This window comes from Bacteroides sp. QWL-09 (assembly GCF_058683585.1).
The window spans coordinates 2,871,378-2,889,153 of record NZ_CM178748.1 but is presented as its reverse complement, the minus strand read 5'-3'; the positions used below and the strand labels follow the sequence as shown (position 1 = coordinate 2,889,153).

At 38.7% G+C, this 17,776-nt stretch carries 16 protein-coding genes; 8 read left to right on the top strand and 8 right to left on the bottom strand.

What is annotated here, in order from left to right:
* Positions 1-148 precede the first annotated feature (148 nt).
* The 4 genes from AC4PG5_RS11455 to AC4PG5_RS11440 are packed head-to-tail and all read left to right on the top strand — an operon-like array spanning position 149 to position 3,166.
* Complete coding sequence (locus AC4PG5_RS11455; RefSeq protein WP_492029016.1) at positions 149-487, top strand: CidA/LrgA family protein; 339 nt, start codon at positions 149-151, stop codon at positions 485-487.
* Positions 484-1,179, top strand: coding sequence for an LrgB family protein (locus AC4PG5_RS11450; protein WP_492029015.1), 696 nt, complete (start codon positions 484-486; stop codon positions 1,177-1,179). The genes AC4PG5_RS11455 and AC4PG5_RS11450 overlap by 4 nt, the downstream gene beginning before the upstream one ends.
* A 49-nt stretch (positions 1,180-1,228) precedes the next feature.
* Positions 1,229-2,134: a DUF2156 domain-containing protein gene (locus AC4PG5_RS11445; RefSeq protein ID WP_492029014.1), complete on the top strand. Its 906-nt coding sequence runs from the start codon at positions 1,229-1,231 to the stop codon at positions 2,132-2,134.
* A 24-nt stretch (positions 2,135-2,158) separates the two neighbouring features.
* Complete coding sequence (locus AC4PG5_RS11440) at positions 2,159-3,166, top strand: GNAT family N-acetyltransferase (protein ID WP_492029013.1); 1,008 nt, start codon at positions 2,159-2,161, stop codon at positions 3,164-3,166.
* A gap of 118 nt (positions 3,167-3,284) precedes the next feature.
* On the opposite strand, the gene AC4PG5_RS11435 is transcribed toward AC4PG5_RS11440, so the two are convergent.
* The 4 genes from AC4PG5_RS11435 to folP are packed head-to-tail and all read right to left on the bottom strand — an operon-like array spanning position 3,285 to position 7,844.
* Complete coding sequence (locus AC4PG5_RS11435; RefSeq protein WP_492029012.1) at positions 3,285-4,604, bottom strand: TldD/PmbA family protein; 1,320 nt, start codon at positions 4,602-4,604, stop codon at positions 3,285-3,287.
* 28 nt (positions 4,605-4,632) lie between these two features.
* Entirely contained in the window at positions 4,633-6,180 is a 1,548-nt protein-coding gene (locus AC4PG5_RS11430; RefSeq protein ID WP_492029011.1) for a TldD/PmbA family protein, read from the bottom strand.
* A gap of 21 nt (positions 6,181-6,201) precedes the next feature.
* Positions 6,202-6,975: a diadenylate cyclase CdaA gene (gene cdaA / locus AC4PG5_RS11425; protein WP_492030751.1), complete on the bottom strand. Its 774-nt coding sequence runs from the start codon at positions 6,973-6,975 to the stop codon at positions 6,202-6,204.
* Positions 6,976-6,992: 17 nt separating this feature from the next.
* Positions 6,993-7,844, bottom strand: coding sequence for a dihydropteroate synthase (folP, locus tag AC4PG5_RS11420; RefSeq protein WP_492029010.1), 852 nt, complete (start codon positions 7,842-7,844; stop codon positions 6,993-6,995).
* Between the two features lie 103 nt (positions 7,845-7,947).
* On the opposite strand from folP, the gene AC4PG5_RS11415 reads away from it, so the two are divergent.
* Positions 7,948-9,972: an ATP-binding protein gene (locus AC4PG5_RS11415; protein ID WP_492029009.1), complete on the top strand. Its 2,025-nt coding sequence runs from the start codon at positions 7,948-7,950 to the stop codon at positions 9,970-9,972.
* Between the two features lie 92 nt (positions 9,973-10,064).
* Positions 10,065-11,366 (top strand): UDP-N-acetylmuramoyl-tripeptide--D-alanyl-D-alanine ligase, encoded by a 1,302-nt coding sequence (locus AC4PG5_RS11410; protein ID WP_492030750.1) that lies wholly within the window; start codon positions 10,065-10,067, stop codon positions 11,364-11,366.
* Between the two features lie 7 nt (positions 11,367-11,373).
* Here the strand turns inward: AC4PG5_RS11410 and AC4PG5_RS11405 are convergent, their stop codons facing one another.
* A complete protein-coding gene (locus AC4PG5_RS11405) occupies positions 11,374-11,736 on the bottom strand; it encodes a VanZ family protein (RefSeq protein ID WP_492029008.1) in 363 nt (120 codons plus the stop codon).
* A gap of 123 nt (positions 11,737-11,859) precedes the next feature.
* On the opposite strand from AC4PG5_RS11405, the gene AC4PG5_RS11400 reads away from it, so the two are divergent.
* The gene (locus tag AC4PG5_RS11400) at positions 11,860-13,224 is read left to right on the top strand and encodes a sodium-dependent transporter (RefSeq protein ID WP_492029007.1); all 1,365 of its coding nucleotides are present in this window, start codon (positions 11,860-11,862) and stop codon (positions 13,222-13,224) included.
* 5 nt (positions 13,225-13,229) lie between these two features.
* Complete coding sequence (locus tag AC4PG5_RS11395) at positions 13,230-14,126, top strand: ComEA family DNA-binding protein (RefSeq protein ID WP_492029006.1); 897 nt, start codon at positions 13,230-13,232, stop codon at positions 14,124-14,126.
* A 37-nt stretch (positions 14,127-14,163) separates the two neighbouring features.
* On the opposite strand, the gene AC4PG5_RS11390 is transcribed toward AC4PG5_RS11395, so the two are convergent.
* Genes AC4PG5_RS11390 through AC4PG5_RS11380 form a run of 3 tightly spaced genes read right to left on the bottom strand, consistent with a single transcriptional unit; the run spans position 14,164 to position 17,668 of the window.
* A complete protein-coding gene (locus tag AC4PG5_RS11390; RefSeq protein WP_492029005.1) occupies positions 14,164-14,817 on the bottom strand; it encodes an ABC transporter ATP-binding protein in 654 nt (217 codons plus the stop codon).
* Positions 14,818-14,821: 4 nt separating this feature from the next.
* The gene (locus AC4PG5_RS11385; protein ID WP_492029004.1) at positions 14,822-15,535 is read right to left on the bottom strand and encodes a tRNA threonylcarbamoyladenosine dehydratase; all 714 of its coding nucleotides are present in this window, start codon (positions 15,533-15,535) and stop codon (positions 14,822-14,824) included.
* Positions 15,536-17,668 (bottom strand): cation:proton antiporter domain-containing protein, encoded by a 2,133-nt coding sequence (locus tag AC4PG5_RS11380; RefSeq protein WP_492029003.1) that lies wholly within the window; start codon positions 17,666-17,668, stop codon positions 15,536-15,538.
* Positions 17,669-17,776: the final 108 nt, after the last annotated feature.

Below are 17,776 nucleotides of genomic sequence, written 5' to 3'. Positions count from 1 at the left end.
AATTGCGATGCAAAAATAGACAATTTTGTAATATCCACATTGCAAAATGGACTATTTTTCGCTCTTCAACCTAAAATATTATAATATTTAACACTATCCTTCGATTTTTCGTACCTTTGCAACGTTTTCAATAATAAAAGGTAAATATATGATTCGTCAGTGCACCATCTTATTTGGCTGTTTAGCCTTGGGTGAACTGCTTGTTTTTCTGACAGGTATCAAGCTCCCCTCAAGCATCATTGGTATGCTTCTTCTCACTCTTTTTCTGAAATTGGGCTGGATCAAGCTACACTGGATCCAAGGAATGTCCGACTTTCTAGTTGCTAATCTGGGATTCTTTTTTATCCCACCAGGCGTTGCGTTAATGCTGTATTTCGACATTATCGCCGCTCAATTTTGGCCGATTGTCATTGCAACATTAGTCAGTACGATTCTGGTCCTTGTGGTTACCGGATGGATTCATCAACTAACACGTAAATTCAAATGAGCTATATCGAAAATCCCTTTTTCCTGCTGACCATGACTTTTGGTCTCTTCTTTTTAGCAAAGCTCTTACAGCAGAAGATCGGATGGGTTCTACTGAATCCAATCCTTCTCACCATTGCTGCCCTCATCGGCTTTCTCAAGTTGTTCGACATCAGCTATGAGACGTATAACGAGAGTGGACACCTCATCGAGTTTTGGTTGAAGCCTGCCGTCGTTGCTCTTGGAGTGCCCCTTTACTTGCAACTAGAGACCATCAGGAAACAACTCATTCCGATTCTGCTTTCACAACTAGCCGGCTGTGTCGTTGGCGTCATCTCAGTGGTACTCATTGCTAAGTGGCTAGGAGCCTCACCCGACGTAATCCTATCACTGGCTCCCAAATCAGTAACCACCCCTATTGCCATGGAAGTTACCAAGACGCTTGGAGGTATTCCTTCCTTAACGGCTGCCGTCGTGGTTTGCGTTGGACTCATCGGAGCGGTATGTGGTTTCAAAGCCATGAAGGTGATGCGTGTAGGAAGCCCTATCGCACAAGGTTTATCGATGGGAACAGCCGCCCACGCGGTTGGCACCTCGACTGCCATGGACATCAGCAGTAAGTATGGCGCATACGCCAGCTTGGGCCTGACCCTAAACGGCATACTCACGGCACTCCTGACTCCAACCATTTTAAGGTTATTAGGAATAATCTAACAACAAAAAATAAGAATTGCTCGTTAATATGAATAAACGAGCAATTCTTATGATAAATTTTAAAGAGATTCAACTAGAAGACAAAACTCTGATTACTTCTTTTACTGCTAATGGACACCGCAGAAACTGCGATCTTTCTTTCTCAAACTTATGTAGCTGGAAGTTTCTATACCATACCCAAGTCGCTTTAATCGACGGCTTTTTAGCCTTCAAGTTTTGGGTGAACGGCAAACTTTTTTATATGATGCCATTAGGAGAAGGATTCATCAAACCAGTTGTACAACGTTTAATGCAAGACGCCCAACAAGAACAACAATCTTTTTGTATGCTTGGCGTTTGCGAACGAACACGTACGGAGCTGGAAGAGTTATTCCCCGATACTTTTTCATTCAGCAGCGATCGCAATTATTCGGATTATCTCTATTTGCGAACCGACCTATCCACATTATCAGGAAAAAAGTACCAATCTAAACGAAATCATGTCAATCGGTTCCGGAACACTAATCCGGATTACGAATATGTGCCTATTACGTCGGAACGAATTGAAGAATGTTTAGAATTAGAAGCCAAATGGTGCAAAGTAAACAACTGCGATCAGATGGAAGGAGTAGGCAATGAACGTCAGTCGCTGACTTATGCTCTGACTCATTTTCAAGAGTTAGGTCTGCAAGGTGGACTATTGCGCGTTAATGGTGTAATTGTCGCCTTTACCTATGGCATGCCGATCAATGGAGACACCTTCTGTGTACACGCCGAAAAAGCCGATACGACAGTCGATGGGGCTTATGCCATGATTAACTATGAATTTGCCAATCATATTCCGGAACACTATCTCTATATCAACCGGGAAGAAGACTTGGGAATCGAAGGGTTACGCAAAGCCAAATTATCTTATCAGCCGACTATTATCCTTGATAAATACATGGCCTGTGTCAAGGACTCGGATTCGCTTTAACCCTAAATGTAACGGCATCACACCATGAAAGAAGCATTTAAATCACTATGGCGACTCTGTTTCAATGACAGTGAAACATTCATTGAATTGTATTTTCGTTTGCGATATCGGGAAGAAGAGATGGTCGCCATAAGAAAGGATCATCAGATCGTATCGGCTCTGCAGATGATCCCCTATCCGATGACATACGGAACACATTTGCTTCAAATGGCTTATATCTCCGGTGCATGCACACATCCGCAATATCGCAAACAAGGTTTGATGGAGCAAGTGCTGACCGATAGTTTTCAGGAGATGTACCGAGAAGGTGTTGATCTAACGACACTGATTCCGGCCAACGCCTCACTATTCGATTATTATGCTCGTATGGGATACGCCACTGTTTTCTACCAATCGACAGAGCAGATCAATGAAGAAGTGTTATTGACAAGTCACGTTAAGATTGAGCATACGACCACAAACGAAGAGGGAGTCTATGATTATCTCTCTACTCACTTAGCAAAACGAACGTGTTGTGTACAACACACGTCATCGGATTTTGAGATCATCTTAAGCGATTTGGCATTAGGCAGCGGAACGCTATTCTATGCAACGGAAGCTCATCAGATAAAAGGCGTAGCCATCGTTTACAATAATGGTGAAGTCCTTCATATCGAAGAGTTGGTTGCGGATCATAAGGTCATTGAGTTAGCTCTAACACAAGCTATTAAACAAAAGAATACATCTGCGACCTTACAAATAAAGCGTCCTGCACAAAACAGAGAAAGCTCTATTCCATTTGCTATGGCTCGTATTATTCATGCGAAATCAATGCTAGAAGTTTATGCCGAGACCTATCCAACAGAAGCCTTTAAGATTAAGCTTACAGACAGCTTATTGCCTGATAATAACGGATATTATGAAGTCAGAAACGGTCAGCTAATCCATCAACCTGATTCGGGAAACTCTGATTATGAGGATATGGACATCGCCACACTGACCCGAAAGCTGCTACAGCGACTAAACCCTTATATGAGCTTAATGATGAACTAAACGCCTCACTAAAGGCAAAAGCATAAACAAGCCATCTATGTCGACCTTACAGTAACGACATAAATGGCTTTCTTTATTTATTGGGCGCCTAAGAATAAGGCGATAAACGACTAATCGGTTATAATCCGCTAAAGTCCACACCTTCAAAAACCAAAGACGGAATGCGCCAAGAGGAATCCAAACGTGGATCGTTGCCCATAGCAACAAGCGATGACCAAAGAGTTAACATGTTACCTGTGATGTTCATTTCTGTTATCGGCTGTGTCAACTTTCCGTTTTCAATTAAAAAGCCTTCGATACCATATGAGAAATCACCAGATGTGCTATTACTATTACCCCCATTAAAACCAGTCACTAAAATACCTTTATCAACGTCAGCTATCAGCCCTTGAAGGTCCTTATTTCCTGACTGCATCACTAACAACGACGGAGAACTAATTGTCGGATCAACTCCCATCTTTTGACTATTATACGTATCAATGAAATAGGTATTCAGGACTCCTTTGTCAAATACTGGACGACGAACAGTAGCGACCCCTTCGTTATCGAAATAACGCGCACCCGACGATTTAACCAGATGAGGTTCATCTATTAACGTGAACAGATCACTAGCTACTTTTTGGTTCAGTTTATCGAGCAAAAAGGAATTTTTTTGTTGCAAAGACGAACCATAAAGGGCATCAAGCACCGGAGATAACAGACGTCGACCATTCATAGCATCTACAACCATTGTATATTTACCAGAGGCAACTTTCTTCTGTCCAAGTTTCCGCAACACTCTCTCTAAAGCCTTACGGCCAATATTCTGCGTCTTCAAATCACCATAAAAAAGTGAAGACTCATACCAATAGGAAGAAGGGCGAGCTTCGCCTTCCCCTTTAATAGCCACATCACTCGACAATGAGAACCAAGTCCGCTTAGACTCACCCTCAAAACCATTACTCGTGATGCCATAAGAGAAGTTTTCACCGTCCCCATACGATGAACTCACAGAAATAATCCGACTGTCTTTACCTAAGATTTCTTCAGCTACAGCTTTAGCTAAATCAACTTTCTCATCAGGATTGATTCCATTCAACTTATCGTCAAACAATTGCAAGTCGGGTTTTCCACCCTTGTAGTATCTAGAAGGATCTGGCAAAACACGAGCCTCATCTTTAGCTAAATATCGCGTAGAGTCGATGCCGTTCTTTATAAAAGTTTCCAATTCCTTACGATCCAACCGATTGGTCGAGAAGTTACCATATCGTCCGTCTACATATAAAGAGATGCTCATTCCTCCCTCAGAGGCCTGCTGCAATTTATCCATCTTCGCATCACGCAAATCAAAAGAGGTATTCGAGCTAGCGTAAAGTACAACCTTTGCCGATTGACAGCCATTCTTCAACGCAAAATCCATTGCCCATTGAGCTAACTTCTTATTATTATCTGATATCATAATCATTCGGATTTTAAAATGTTAGAACTTAATTTTCACCACCTACGGTTAGTTTACTTACCAATGCGGAAGGCATGCCACAAGTCACCGGACAAGATTGTCCATCCTTGCCACATGTCCATGTGCCGTTATCGATCTTGTCATTATCGGCCACCATCGTAATATCGGCAAGAGCCTTAGGTCCATTTCCAATGATATTAATATCTTTAATAGGTTGAGTCAACTTTCCGTCCTCAATCAGATAACCCGATTTTACAAAGAAAGTGAAATCTCCAGCTCCAATTTGCACTTGGCCATTAGTGAAGTTATCCACATAAATACCTTGTTTTACAGAAGCAATGATATCCGATTCTTTCATATTACCCGGATCCATATAGGTCGCACGCATACGTGGAATAGGCATTGCCCGGAAAGATTCCCGTCGCCCGTTACCAGTCGGCGATACTCCATAATGCTTAGCACTGATACGATCGTGAATATAACTAGTCAAGACTCCATTCTTCACTAAATAAGTTTTTTGCCCTTCAATACCCTCATCGTCAAAATTGACCGATCCTCTATTAAAAGGAATGGTACCATCATCGATCACACTAACATGCTCATTACAGATTTTTTTATTCAATTGATCGGAGAATATCGAAGTATTTTTGCGATTAAAATCAGCTTCAAAAGCATGCCCAATAGCTTCATGCAACAAGATACCCGATCCACCGGCTCCCATTACTACAGGCATTTCACCTCCTTTAGGTTTTATGGCCTTAAACATGATAGACGTCTGGTCGACTGCCTCACGAGCAATCACTTCAACAACATCGTCCGACAAGAATTCAAATCCTTTACGATAAGCACGAGCTGAATATCCGTTTTCGACCTTTCCGTTTTCCTGCATAATACAGAGAGCTCCTAACGTAACCATCGGTCTATAATCGTAAAACATCACTCCTTCTGAGTTACAGAAGAAAATGTGTGATGTCGTGTCGCTCTGAGAAGCTTGCACCTTCTGCACACGAGAGTCAAGTGCAAAAATCTTATCATTCAATTTCTGCAGATATGGCATTTTATCTTTAAGGCTAGTCTCCTCCCACGAAGAAGAAACCTTATAATAGTTCTGTTTTAAATCTTTTGCCGTCAAATTCACGGGCTGTTTACCTTTATTTGACGAAGCAATACGAGCAGCGGTACGTGCCGCTTTTAGCATCTCGTCCAACGTAATATTCTCAACATAGGCGTATCCACTCTGATCGCCAGACAACACACGAACCCCCATTCCAAAATCAATATTAGAATAAGATCGGTTCACTGCACCATCCATCAAGCTGATACTGTTACTCAACGTGTGTTCAAAAAATAGATCAGCATAATCACCCCCTTTCTCAAGAGCAGCAGCAAGAATCTTTTTTAGATCCCCCTCACTTACTCCAAAGTGGTTCATTGCAGCAAAAACGGCCGCTTTCTTACCGGCCTTTTCTCCTCCCAATGCTGATTGCGCCGAAGATGAAAATGCTAAAGCTGAGCCGGTAGTCAATGACCCGACTAGTGCGAAACTTCCTGTTCGCAAAAAATCTCTTCTGTCCATACTCGCATTAAATTTAATCAGTTAGTTATCATTTTTGGTTAATAAACTTTCTAGTTCTTCGGCACTCAGCCGCAAATAAAACTGTCCTTGATAGGCGACCGATATAGCTCCGGTTTCTTCAGACACAATAATCGCATGAGCATCGGATTCCTGACAGACTCCCATTGCTGCACGATGACGCAAGCCTAAATCTTTGGGTATATCTAAGTTATGAGATACAGGCAAAATACATCCTACAGCTTTTATCCTTTTCTTCGAAATAATCATCGCTCCATCATGCAACGGACTATTTTTAAAAAAGATATTTTCAACGAGTCGCTGGTTGATTCTTGCATCGACTTCCTCTCCAGTATAGACAAATTCATCCAGAGGAATATTATGCTCTATCACAATTAGAGCCCCCACCCGTTGCTTAGCCATATTCAAACAAGCCATAACGATCGGCATGATGTCATCATGACGTAACGTCACTTTCTTGTTCCCTGAGAAGAAACGTACCAAAGCGCTCATATGCTTATGTGATCCAAGAGTTAATAAGAAGCGTCTAATTTCGTCTTGAAACAGCACAATCAAAGCAATTACACCAACATTCTTTAGTGTATCAAAAATTGAGCCCAATAATTTCATCTCAAGCACTTGAGTGACAACAACCCAAATCAAGATAAACACCAATATCCCAGTGAATATCTTAATTGAGCCAGAAACTTTCATTAATTTGTAAGTGTAATACAAAAGAAAAGCAACTAGCAGAATATCGATAAGATCTTTAATTCCAAATCCAAAAAACGGCACAATTACAAACAAATTAGGGGTTAATTTTCTTGTTTAATTTTCTCCACAATTTTAATGGTTTCAACAGCCTCACGAACATCATGCACCCGAAGGATATCAGCCCCCTTCAACAAGGCAATCGTATCAAGAACAACTGTACCATTTAATGCTTCATCTGGATTCACATTCAGCAGTTTATAAATCATAGATTTACGAGAGACACCAACTAACAGTGGTTGCTCAAATATTCTAAAATCTTCTAAATGCGACATCAATTCATAATTATGATCCAACGTCTTTGCGAAGCCAAAGCCTGGATCAAGAATAACATCTTTTACACCAAGCGAACGAAGACATTCCAATTTTTGGGCAAAATATAAGAAAACTTCTCTTACAATGTTCTCATACGTTGCACATTTTTGCATATTTTGTGGAATTCCTTTCATATGCATCATGATATAGGGGACACCAAGTTTAGCAATCATCTCAAACATTTTGTTGTCCATATTACCACCCGAGATATCATTAATGATGCCAACGCCAAATTCATCCACGCATTTTTCAGCTATATCCGATCGAAAAGTATCAACAGAAATGACAACATCAGGATATTCCCGTCTAATAATATCTAAACCGAAGCGTAATCGTCTCATCTCTTCTTCTGAAGAGATATGTTCCGCATCCGGCCTGGAAGAGTAGGCGCCAACGTCAATAATTGTTCCTCCTTGAGTAACAATCTGTCGTGCTCTGTCCAAAATATCCTGTTCTGTTTGCATCCGGCTCCCTGCATAGAAAGAGTCTGGAGTCACGTTTAAGATCCCCATAACTTGAGGAACGGCGAGATCTATTAGATGACCATTTACATTTATCGTTTTTAAATTATTCAAGTCCATTTTCCATCTATTTTGATAAATGCAAATTTACAGAAAAAAAAAGAGTAATTGCATTAAAATTCAGAAATAAACGTATATTTGCAATAGATACAATAGATGTACAATGAAGCTCACAAAACACTCAATCAGCCGCCCTTTTGTCCTGTTAGTCTCCCTACTATTTTTGGCATGCCCTACCAAGGCTCAAAAAGAGGTTGACGCATTTAATGTAGACACAACGCTTTACTCGTATTATCAACATTGTCAAGCAAATATACTTCGTCCTATAGCATTATCCATGGCGGATACTCTTTTCCAAAAGGCATCTATAAAGAACGATATCAGAATGCAAGCAGTGGCTTTATCCCTCAAATTGAACTATTACTATTATCAAGGGATCGAAGAAGATAGCATCATATCCTACACCAATAAAGTTAAAAAATTTGCGAAGGAAACTAACCAACTCAAATACTACTATTTTGCATGGGGAGATCGCCTCATTCTATATTATCTAAAAACCGGGCGTAACAATATTGCATTATACGAAGCTGAACGCATGCTTAAAGATGCAGAAGCGACTGACAGTAAAATCGGATTATTAAATTGTTACGGTGCTCTAGCTCATATCTATTCGATTAAAGGCTTTAAAAAACTAGCACTAGAATGGCAATTAAAAGAAATAGAACTTACTGAACATGAAAAAGTCGAGAATTATAACATTGCTATTGTTTACGGCCTTGCCGCAAGCTATTACATTGACACCAAGGAGCGTAAAAAAGCCCTTGAAATGCTTCAAAAAGCAGAAAAGGCTTCTAATTCACGAGGACATCAAGCCCTCATTAAGCTTTATTACGTCAACTACTATTTAGCTTTTAACAATATTGCAGAAGCAGAAAAAATAATGAGAGAATGTCAACTTCTTTTCAATAAAGACAAAAGGCTAGACTCCATCAAAAAGACTTTTTACCAGACCGAATCTAAATATTATATTGCCACCAACCAACTCAAAAAAGCACTCAAATCGTTTCTCAACCAAGAGGCCGAAGAGAAACGATTCAGTGAGCATGCTCTAAATGGGACTCAAGTTCGTTCTAAAGCAAATATCTATTATAAAATGGGAGACGTAGAATCTGCCTTTAAGTGTCTACAAGAATATATTATATTAGACGACTCTTTAAAACTTGAGAATGAACAGAAAGCAACGAGTGAATTTGCGACTTTATTAAATATTGAAAAACTAAATTCCGAGAAGAAAGAGTTAATGCTTCAAACTCAACAAAAAGAAATAAAGAACAAGAAAACACTGATTATCTCATTAACGGGACTTTTAGGGCTCGTTTTCATCTTCCTTTACCGTGAAAATTTACTAAACAGGAAGCTTAGATTATCGGAATCAAAATTAAAAATCAAAAACGACGAATTGACAGAATCACGCGAAGAACTGCGTATTGCCAAAGATAAAGCTGAGCGAAACAGCCAAATGAAAACAACATTCATTCAAAGTATGTCTCATGAAATTCGCACTCCTTTAAATTCAATTGTAGGCTTTTCTCAAATACTAAGTGACAACTACGGAAAAGAAAATCCGGAAACAAAAGAGTTTGCGGAAATTATCAAGACCAACAGTAACGATCTGCTTCGATTAATCACTGATGTCCTAACATTATCGGAATTGGATCAATATGAAGAAATCGAATCAAACATCCCGACCAATATCTACGACTGTTGCCAGAGCGGCTTAGAACTTGCAGGGCATCAGAAAAAAGAAGGCGTTCAAATAAACTTCCACCACGAGAAAGAAAGCCTCATCATTAAGAGCAACCCCGGATATGTAACCCAAGTTTTAAATAACCTACTCCACAACGCGGCAAAATTTACCTTAAAAGGTAGTATCACCTTGGAATATAAGATCTCTGATAGAAAAGATACAATCTCTTTCATTGTTACCGATACTGGAATCGGAATCTCTAAAGATAAAAAAGAATATATCTTCGAACGTTTTTATAAAATAAATATGTTCTCGCAAGGAACAGGATTGGGACTCCCAATATGCAAAAGTATTGCAGATAAACTCCATGGAAACTTAATTATAGATGACACCTACACAAATGGATGCCGCTTCATTTTCACTATTCCTTATAAAAAATGACTTTAACATGATTTTTAATTATTAAAAGACTTAAATTAAAAAAGTCATCAATAATCAGACTATATTTGCATGTTTTTTAATAAAGAATAATGATGACAATCAATTCTATTTATCAAATTTTCCTGAAATGCCAATCTGTGACAACCGACAGTCGCAATTGCCCCAAGAATTCTCTTTTTATTGCTTTGAAAGGAGAATCATTTGACGGAAACTTGTTTGCAGCACAAGCTTTGGAAAAAGGTTGTAGCTATGTAATCGTAGATAACCCAGAGTATTATGTTGAAAATGATCAACGATACTTATTAGTTGATGATACCCTAAAGGCATTGCAAGAATTGGCCACTCACCATCGACAACAGATAAATACTCCAATTATTGGGATTACAGGAACGAACGGCAAAACCACGACTAAAGAACTTATAGCTTGCGCCCTATCTACAACATATAACATTCTATATACACAAGGAAACCTTAATAACCACATCGGCGTTCCACTCACTTTACTGCAACTAAAGAAAGAACATGAAATCGCTGTCATTGAGATGGGGGCTAATCATCCTGGAGAAATTGCATTTTTAGCACAAATAGCCAAACCAAACTATGGCCTCATCACAAACGTCGGCAAAGCGCATTTAGAGGGATTCGGTTCATTTGAAGGAGTAATCAAAACCAAAGGCGAACTATACGACTTTTTGCGACTAGATCCCCAATCCGTTGTTTTCATTCACCATGAAAATAAGCATTTGGAGACTATTGCCAAACAACTGACACTTATTGAATATGGCACCCATGATTCTTTGTACATCAATGGTAAAATAACCAATAACAATTCACCTTTTCTATCACTTATTTGGAAGAAAGGAGAAAAAGGAAATATTCAGACTATAAATTCTAAATTAATCGGAGATTATAATCTTCCCAATGTGTTAGCCGCAATAGCTATCGCCACATACTTCAATATAAGCCCCGAAAAAATAAACCAAGCTTTAGAAAACTATACTCCTAAAAACAATCGATCACAACTAAAGGTTACTAAAAGTAATTCCCTCATTATTGACGCATATAATGCTAACCCTACAAGTATGATGGCCGCTCTTGAGAACTTCAAGAAAATCGATACTCCACATAAAATGCTCATACTAGGAGATATGAAGGAACTTGGAACAGAGAGTCTGACTGAACATCAAAAAATAGTAGATTATCTCACCAAATGTCAATTTGAAAAGATTTGGTTAGTTGGGGAGCAATTCTCATCTGTAAATCATTCATTTCGGAGCTATCAATCAGCTCAAGATATTATCGAAGAGCTTAAGCAAGAACCAATAGAAGGACACACCATTCTTATAAAGGGCTCGAACAGTACAAAACTTTATACAATAGTGGATTATTTATAATCCACTATTACTTTTTGCCGACCCAAAATCGAAATAGCAAATAAGCCATAACGAGTCCAACCAAGCTACCTAATAAATCGACAAAGAAATCGTTCCATTCTCCACTACGATAATTTGTACCGTATTCTTGTAAAAGTTCAATTCCGCCTCCCAACAAAGTCGCAAGAATAAGATATATCGAGATTTTAATTATCGAGAGCTCGCCTGTTTTCCAACAATTCCTAAAATATTCAAAACCGAACACCAAAGATAATCCACAATACATCAGAAAGTGAGCAATTTTATCGATATACTTAAAACCTTCGCCTCCACTTTGAGAAAACCGTCCAAACGACAAAAAACAAATAACACCTATAACTAATATAGACAAAGGATATCTTTTTAGGTAATAAACTAACATATTCCATTTTATTTTGATCATACACAAACATAAGATTATTTTTTTATATTTGCATATCACAACAATAATATATCGCATAAAAAGGAATAAAGTATGCAACAACATCATAGAGCTAACTTTGGGAGCAAAATCGGGATCATTCTAGCATCGGCTGGATCAGCAGTAGGGTTAGGTAATATTTGGAGATTTCCATATGAAACAGGCAACCATGGAGGAGCAGCCTTTATTCTAATCTATTTAGCATGCATCATCATACTAGGCCTCCCTATCATGATCGGTGAATTTCTCATAGGACGCCAATCCAGAGCTAATGCAGCAGGTGCATATCGAATTCTAGCTCCGGGAACTCCTTGGAAATGGGTGGGTAGAATGGGAGTTCTAGCAGGTTTTCTCATCTTAAGCTATTACTCAGTTGTAGCCGGGTGGACCTTAGAATACACCACTGAAGCATTAAGCAATAAATTCTCTGGGCAAAACTCTGCGGATTTCATTCGTTCGTTTCAAACCTTCACCAACAATCCTTGGCGACCTCTATTATGGCTTGTTGTTTTCCTTCTAGCCACTCATTTCATTATCATCAAAGGCGTAGAAAAAGGAATTGAAAAATACTCGAAGCTAATGATGCCAGCCCTATTTATAATTATACTTATTTTAGTTGGCTGCTCAATTACTCTACCCGGAGCAGAAACTGGGATACGTTTTCTGCTAAACCCTGATTTCAGTAAAGTAAACGGGACAGTCTTTTTAGCAGCAATGGGGCAAGCATTCTTTTCACTAAGCCTAGGATTAGGCTGCCTTTGTACATATGCTTCGTATTTTGGTAAAGATACAAATCTGACAAAAACGGCATTTACAGTTGGAATCATCGATACATTTATTGCCATTCTTGCTGGATTCATTATTTTTCCAGCAGCTTTTTCAGTTGGTATTAAACCTGATACAGGCCCAAGTTTAGTGTTTGTAACTCTCCCTAATATCTTTCAGCAAGCTTTCAGTGACATACCAACCCTAGCTTATATTTTCCCGATAATGTTCTATGTACTATTAGCAATGGCTGCACTTACGTCAACAATATCGATGCACGAAGTAGCCACAGCTTATCTACACGAAGAATTCAAACTCACTCGAAAGAAAGCAGCTTCTTTTGTAACTGGAGGATGTATAATTCTAGGTACAATTTGTTCATTATCCTTTGGCCCAATAAAAGAATATACTCTATTCAACCTTACCGCATTTGATTTATTCGATTTTGCAACAGCAAAAATTATGCTCCCCCTAGGTGGGTTATTCGTCTCATTATTTTGCGGTTGGTATTTGGACAAAAAGATCGTATGGACACAAATCACCAATAATGGAAAACTTAGATTCACCTTTTACAAACTTGTCATATTCATCTTAAAATACATTGCATTAGTAGCTATAACCCTAATTTTTATCAACGAACTCAAACTTATTTAATAGAAATGTGGAAAGATTTCTTCTATTTCTCAAAAACAGAACGCCGAGGTATCCTGCTATTAATAACCATCATTTTAGTCTTCATTGCATCTCCTCTTGTGTTTAACAAACAAGAAGTACTGCCTGCTATAGATGACAAGTCAAAAGAAGAATGCGAACAATTCTTCTCAACCATGCAGAACGTAGAGAAAAAGAAACATTTTTTTCACACCTACAATCACAATCCTCAAGTCATTGCATTACGCTCATTCGACCCTAATACGGCTGATTCAATGGAGCTGCAGCAGCTAGGACTTTCAAGGTGGATCGTCCGAAATATTATACATTACAGACAAAAAGGCGGACGCTTTAAAAAACCTGAGGATTTCAAAAAAATCTACGGTATAACACAGGAACAGTACAACACCTTGCTCCCTTACCTATCCATAACCTCTCCTCAAAAGAATATAGACACCTTACTTTTACTTACAACCCATACCATAAAGAAAGACTCTGTTTACAAATACCCCATAGGGACAACTATAGAGCTCAATAAAGCCGATACCACAGAACTCAAGAAAATACCCGGAGTAGGTAGTTACATCGCAAATCTCATCGTGAACTACAGAAAATCGCTCGGTTTCTATTATACAGTTGATCAACTCAAAGACATTCACTTAAAAGTAGATAAGCTACGCCCTTGGCTTACTATCAGCAAGAAAGAGCTCCCTTATCTTAATTTAAACAAAGTCGGTTTAGCACAGCTCATGCGCCACCCCTACCTAAACTTTTATCAGGCAAAAGTCATTGTTGAACATCGAAAGAAAAAAGGGAAGCTCCAAAGCCTAAATCAACTCATCCTTTATGAAGAATTTACCTCATTTGATTTTGAGAGATTAAAGCCCTATATCTGTTTTAACTAAAAAACGTCTCTCCTATCTTTCATAAAGACTCCACTAATTATAGATGAATCATTCCATCAAGCATATGTATCGTTCGATCAGTTAATTGAGCTAGCCCTTCATCATGAGTTACAATCACGAAAGTTTGTCCCATTTTCTCTCGAAGATCAAAAAACAATTGATGAAGTTCTTCCTTATTCTTAGAATCCAAACTTCCTGAAGGTTCATCGGCCAATACCACAGCCGGATTATTAATTAATGCACGAGCCACTGCTACGCGCTGTTTCTCTCCCCCAGACAACTCATTTGGTTTATGAGAGGCACGATCAGCGAGTCCCATGAAATGAAGTAGTTCAAGAGCTCGTAGCTCTGCATCTCTTGAAGATACCCCAGCAATAAAAGCCGGAATCATAATATTCTCTAAAGCTGTAAATTCCGGAAGCAATTGATGGAACTGAAAAATAAAACCAATCTTCTTGTTTCTGAATGCAGATAATTCTTTCTCCTTCATCTGGTCGAGAAGAGTATCGTCTATCATAACCATCCCACGATCAGGTTTATCCAATGTGCCCATAATTTGCAATAACGTTGTTTTACCAGCTCCACTAGGACCTACAATGCTAACGATCTCTCCTCTAGCAATATTTAAATCAATACCTTTGAGCACCTGTAATGTCCCAAAACTCTTCGTAATTCCTTCTATTTTAATCATATCATTACAACCGTTTAATGACGTATTCAGCCAAATAACATCCAAAAATCATTGGCATATAACTCACTGTTCCACAAGTTGATTTTTTATTTTTCTCATTATCAACAAGGATAACCGCCTTAGGATCAGCTTGTTCAGCACTAAACACAACTGGATGTTTACGTTTCAAGCCCATTTTCTGCAGGCGTTTCCTCACCGCTTTACTTAGGCCACAGTGGTAAGTCTCCCACAAATCAGCAAAACGAACTTGAGTGATATCACTCTTTGCTCCAGCTCCCATACTCGAAACGATTTTGAGACGACGTTTCATTGCCTCATAGATTAAAAAGCATTTAGGACTAATCGTGTCAATAGCATCTACAATAAAATCATAATTCTGGGCATCTAAAAGCTCCGGTATATTCTCATCCTTTAAATATATCGCATGAACAGTTAGTTGTATATCAGGGTTGATATCTTTAAACCGATCTTCTAAAACTTTAGCTTTCTCTAATCCTATAGTAGAGTGTAGAGCAGGTAATTGTCGATTAATGTTAGAAGCTTGTACCGTATCCGCATCAACAATCGTCATACGTCCCACTCCAGCACGACAAAGAAGTTCGGCAGCATGAGCTCCTACTCCTCCTAATCCAACCACTAAAACATTTGCTTTTGTAATTCTAGACATCTTCTCAGCACCAAACAATAGCTGAGTCCGTTGTAACCAATCTTTCTCCATTTATTTTTTCTTAAACCAATCATAACACCATTGACAGATTCTCTCATACGGCTGCGTTTCCACTGGTCCTCTAGGCTCAGAAAAGGATAATAATTCCTGTGCTTCACCACATTGATCCGGATAGAGGACAATCAAGCTCGTATTGGCAAAATATTTATATAACTGACTAGGTAAACGTTCAAAAGATGGATTGTAAGAGATTGATCCCCTCCGTGCACTAATTACAACCCAAAGATGGTCATAACTCACCTGCCCAGAAAGAGAAAGCAAATCATCCCAGCTTTCTAATTCTGAAAAACCAATCGACACGCCATTGTAATTTTTAGTGAGTTGTTGCTGTATATATAAATAAGTTTTGTTTTCAGCAAAAAAATGTATCCGACATCCCAAGACATTAGCCATTCGTCCAAGATGATCGATCCAGCGCAAGAAACCGTATTCATATTCCGCTTTTGACGGGACTACTACATTAATGCGTCGAATGGTATTGACAGGTATCAACAGTTTAACAATAGTCACTTGTCGATGCGTTCCTTTCAATAGATTTTCCGCCAAATCTCCAAAAAAGGAGTCCACAATATTCGACTTGCGATGTAATCCGATAACCACATTCGTGATATCATATTCCTTCATCGTATGAATAATTCCAGAGGCGATATTGAGATCATACCTCGTCATCGTTTTAAGTGAAACATTGGCTGCAGTGGTTAACTTAGCTGCTTTTTCGAGATTTCTCTTAGCAAGTATCTGCAATTTAGAAGAATCATTATGATCATTAATGACACTTAAAGCCATCAGATTATTTTTCCTCTTTCCATCACGAATCACTAAAGCCAAATTCATCAACTCTTCAATCGTTTCAGGATTTCCTATCGGAATCAATATTTTCTCGGGCTTGTGTTCTTTTACGGTTTCATCAATTGAGATTTCCTGCATTGCCATACGCTTTGCAGCTCGCTCTGTAATGAAAGAGCTGATGATACACGTCAAAAGGATTAGTAAAATCGTGCCATTTAATATATCATCGTTAAGCAAACGATCTCCATTGGGTAACATGATATTATAACCGACAAGGACTGCAGCCAAAGTAGCAGCTGCTTGAGCATTACTTAATCCAAACATTAGTTCTCGTTCAATTGCTTTCATCCGATAGATTTTCTGAGTCGCCCATGAAGCCAACCACTTGCTCGTTAACGCCATTGTTGTCATTACCAAAGCAACTTTCAAAGAATCACCATGTCCAAACAAGATCCGGACATTAATAATCATTCCTACTCCAATAAGGAAATAGGGAATAAACAATGCATTACCGACAAACTCAAGATGATGCATTAAAGGTGATACATGAGGAATTAGTCGATTCAAAACCAATCCGGCTAAAAAAGCACCCAATATGCCTTCCATACCAACAAATTCCATTAAACCTGCACCTAAGAACACCATGGCTAATACAAAAACAAACTGTACAATGCCATCACTATATTTCCTAAAAAACCAACGTGCAATACGTGGAAAGAAGAAAATGATAAGCCCTCCCAATAGAATGACCTTTACCACTAACCAAACCCAAAAGAATTCCGAGCTATCTCCTTTAAACATTCCACTGATCACCGCTAAGACCAGCAACGTAAATGTATCCGTTACAGCCGTACCGCCAACTGCAATACTAACACTCCGTTGTCTAGCAATACCATATCTGATCACAATTGGATAAGCAATCAAAGTGTGAGAGGCATACATACTCGCCAATAAAACAGAAGTAATCACACCATATTTCAGAATCGTAATGTTACTAATAAATCCTAGGATCATAGGAATAACAAAGGCTAAAAGCCCTAAAACAAAAGCCTTCCAACGCGTCTGTTTAAAATCCGCCATATTCATTTCAAGTCCCGCAAGAAACATAATATAATACAAGCCGACCTTGCCAAACAACTTAAAACTGCTATCGTAATTCAGCAAATGGAAGCCATGTTCTCCAATTACGACACCGGCAATAATCATCCCAATAATATGAGGAATATGTAAGCGATTCAACAAAATAGGAGCAAACAAGATGATGCAAAGCACTAAAAAAAACACCCAAGTCGGATCGGTTATCGGTAGTACAAAATCAAAGCCAGTAGAATGCATATACTCTTGATTTTAGAATTTATAAGCAAAGGAACAAAAAAGTTAGCACATAGACAATTAGACAAGAAACATAATAAAAAAATAAATCTTCTATAAAAAAGTACCATT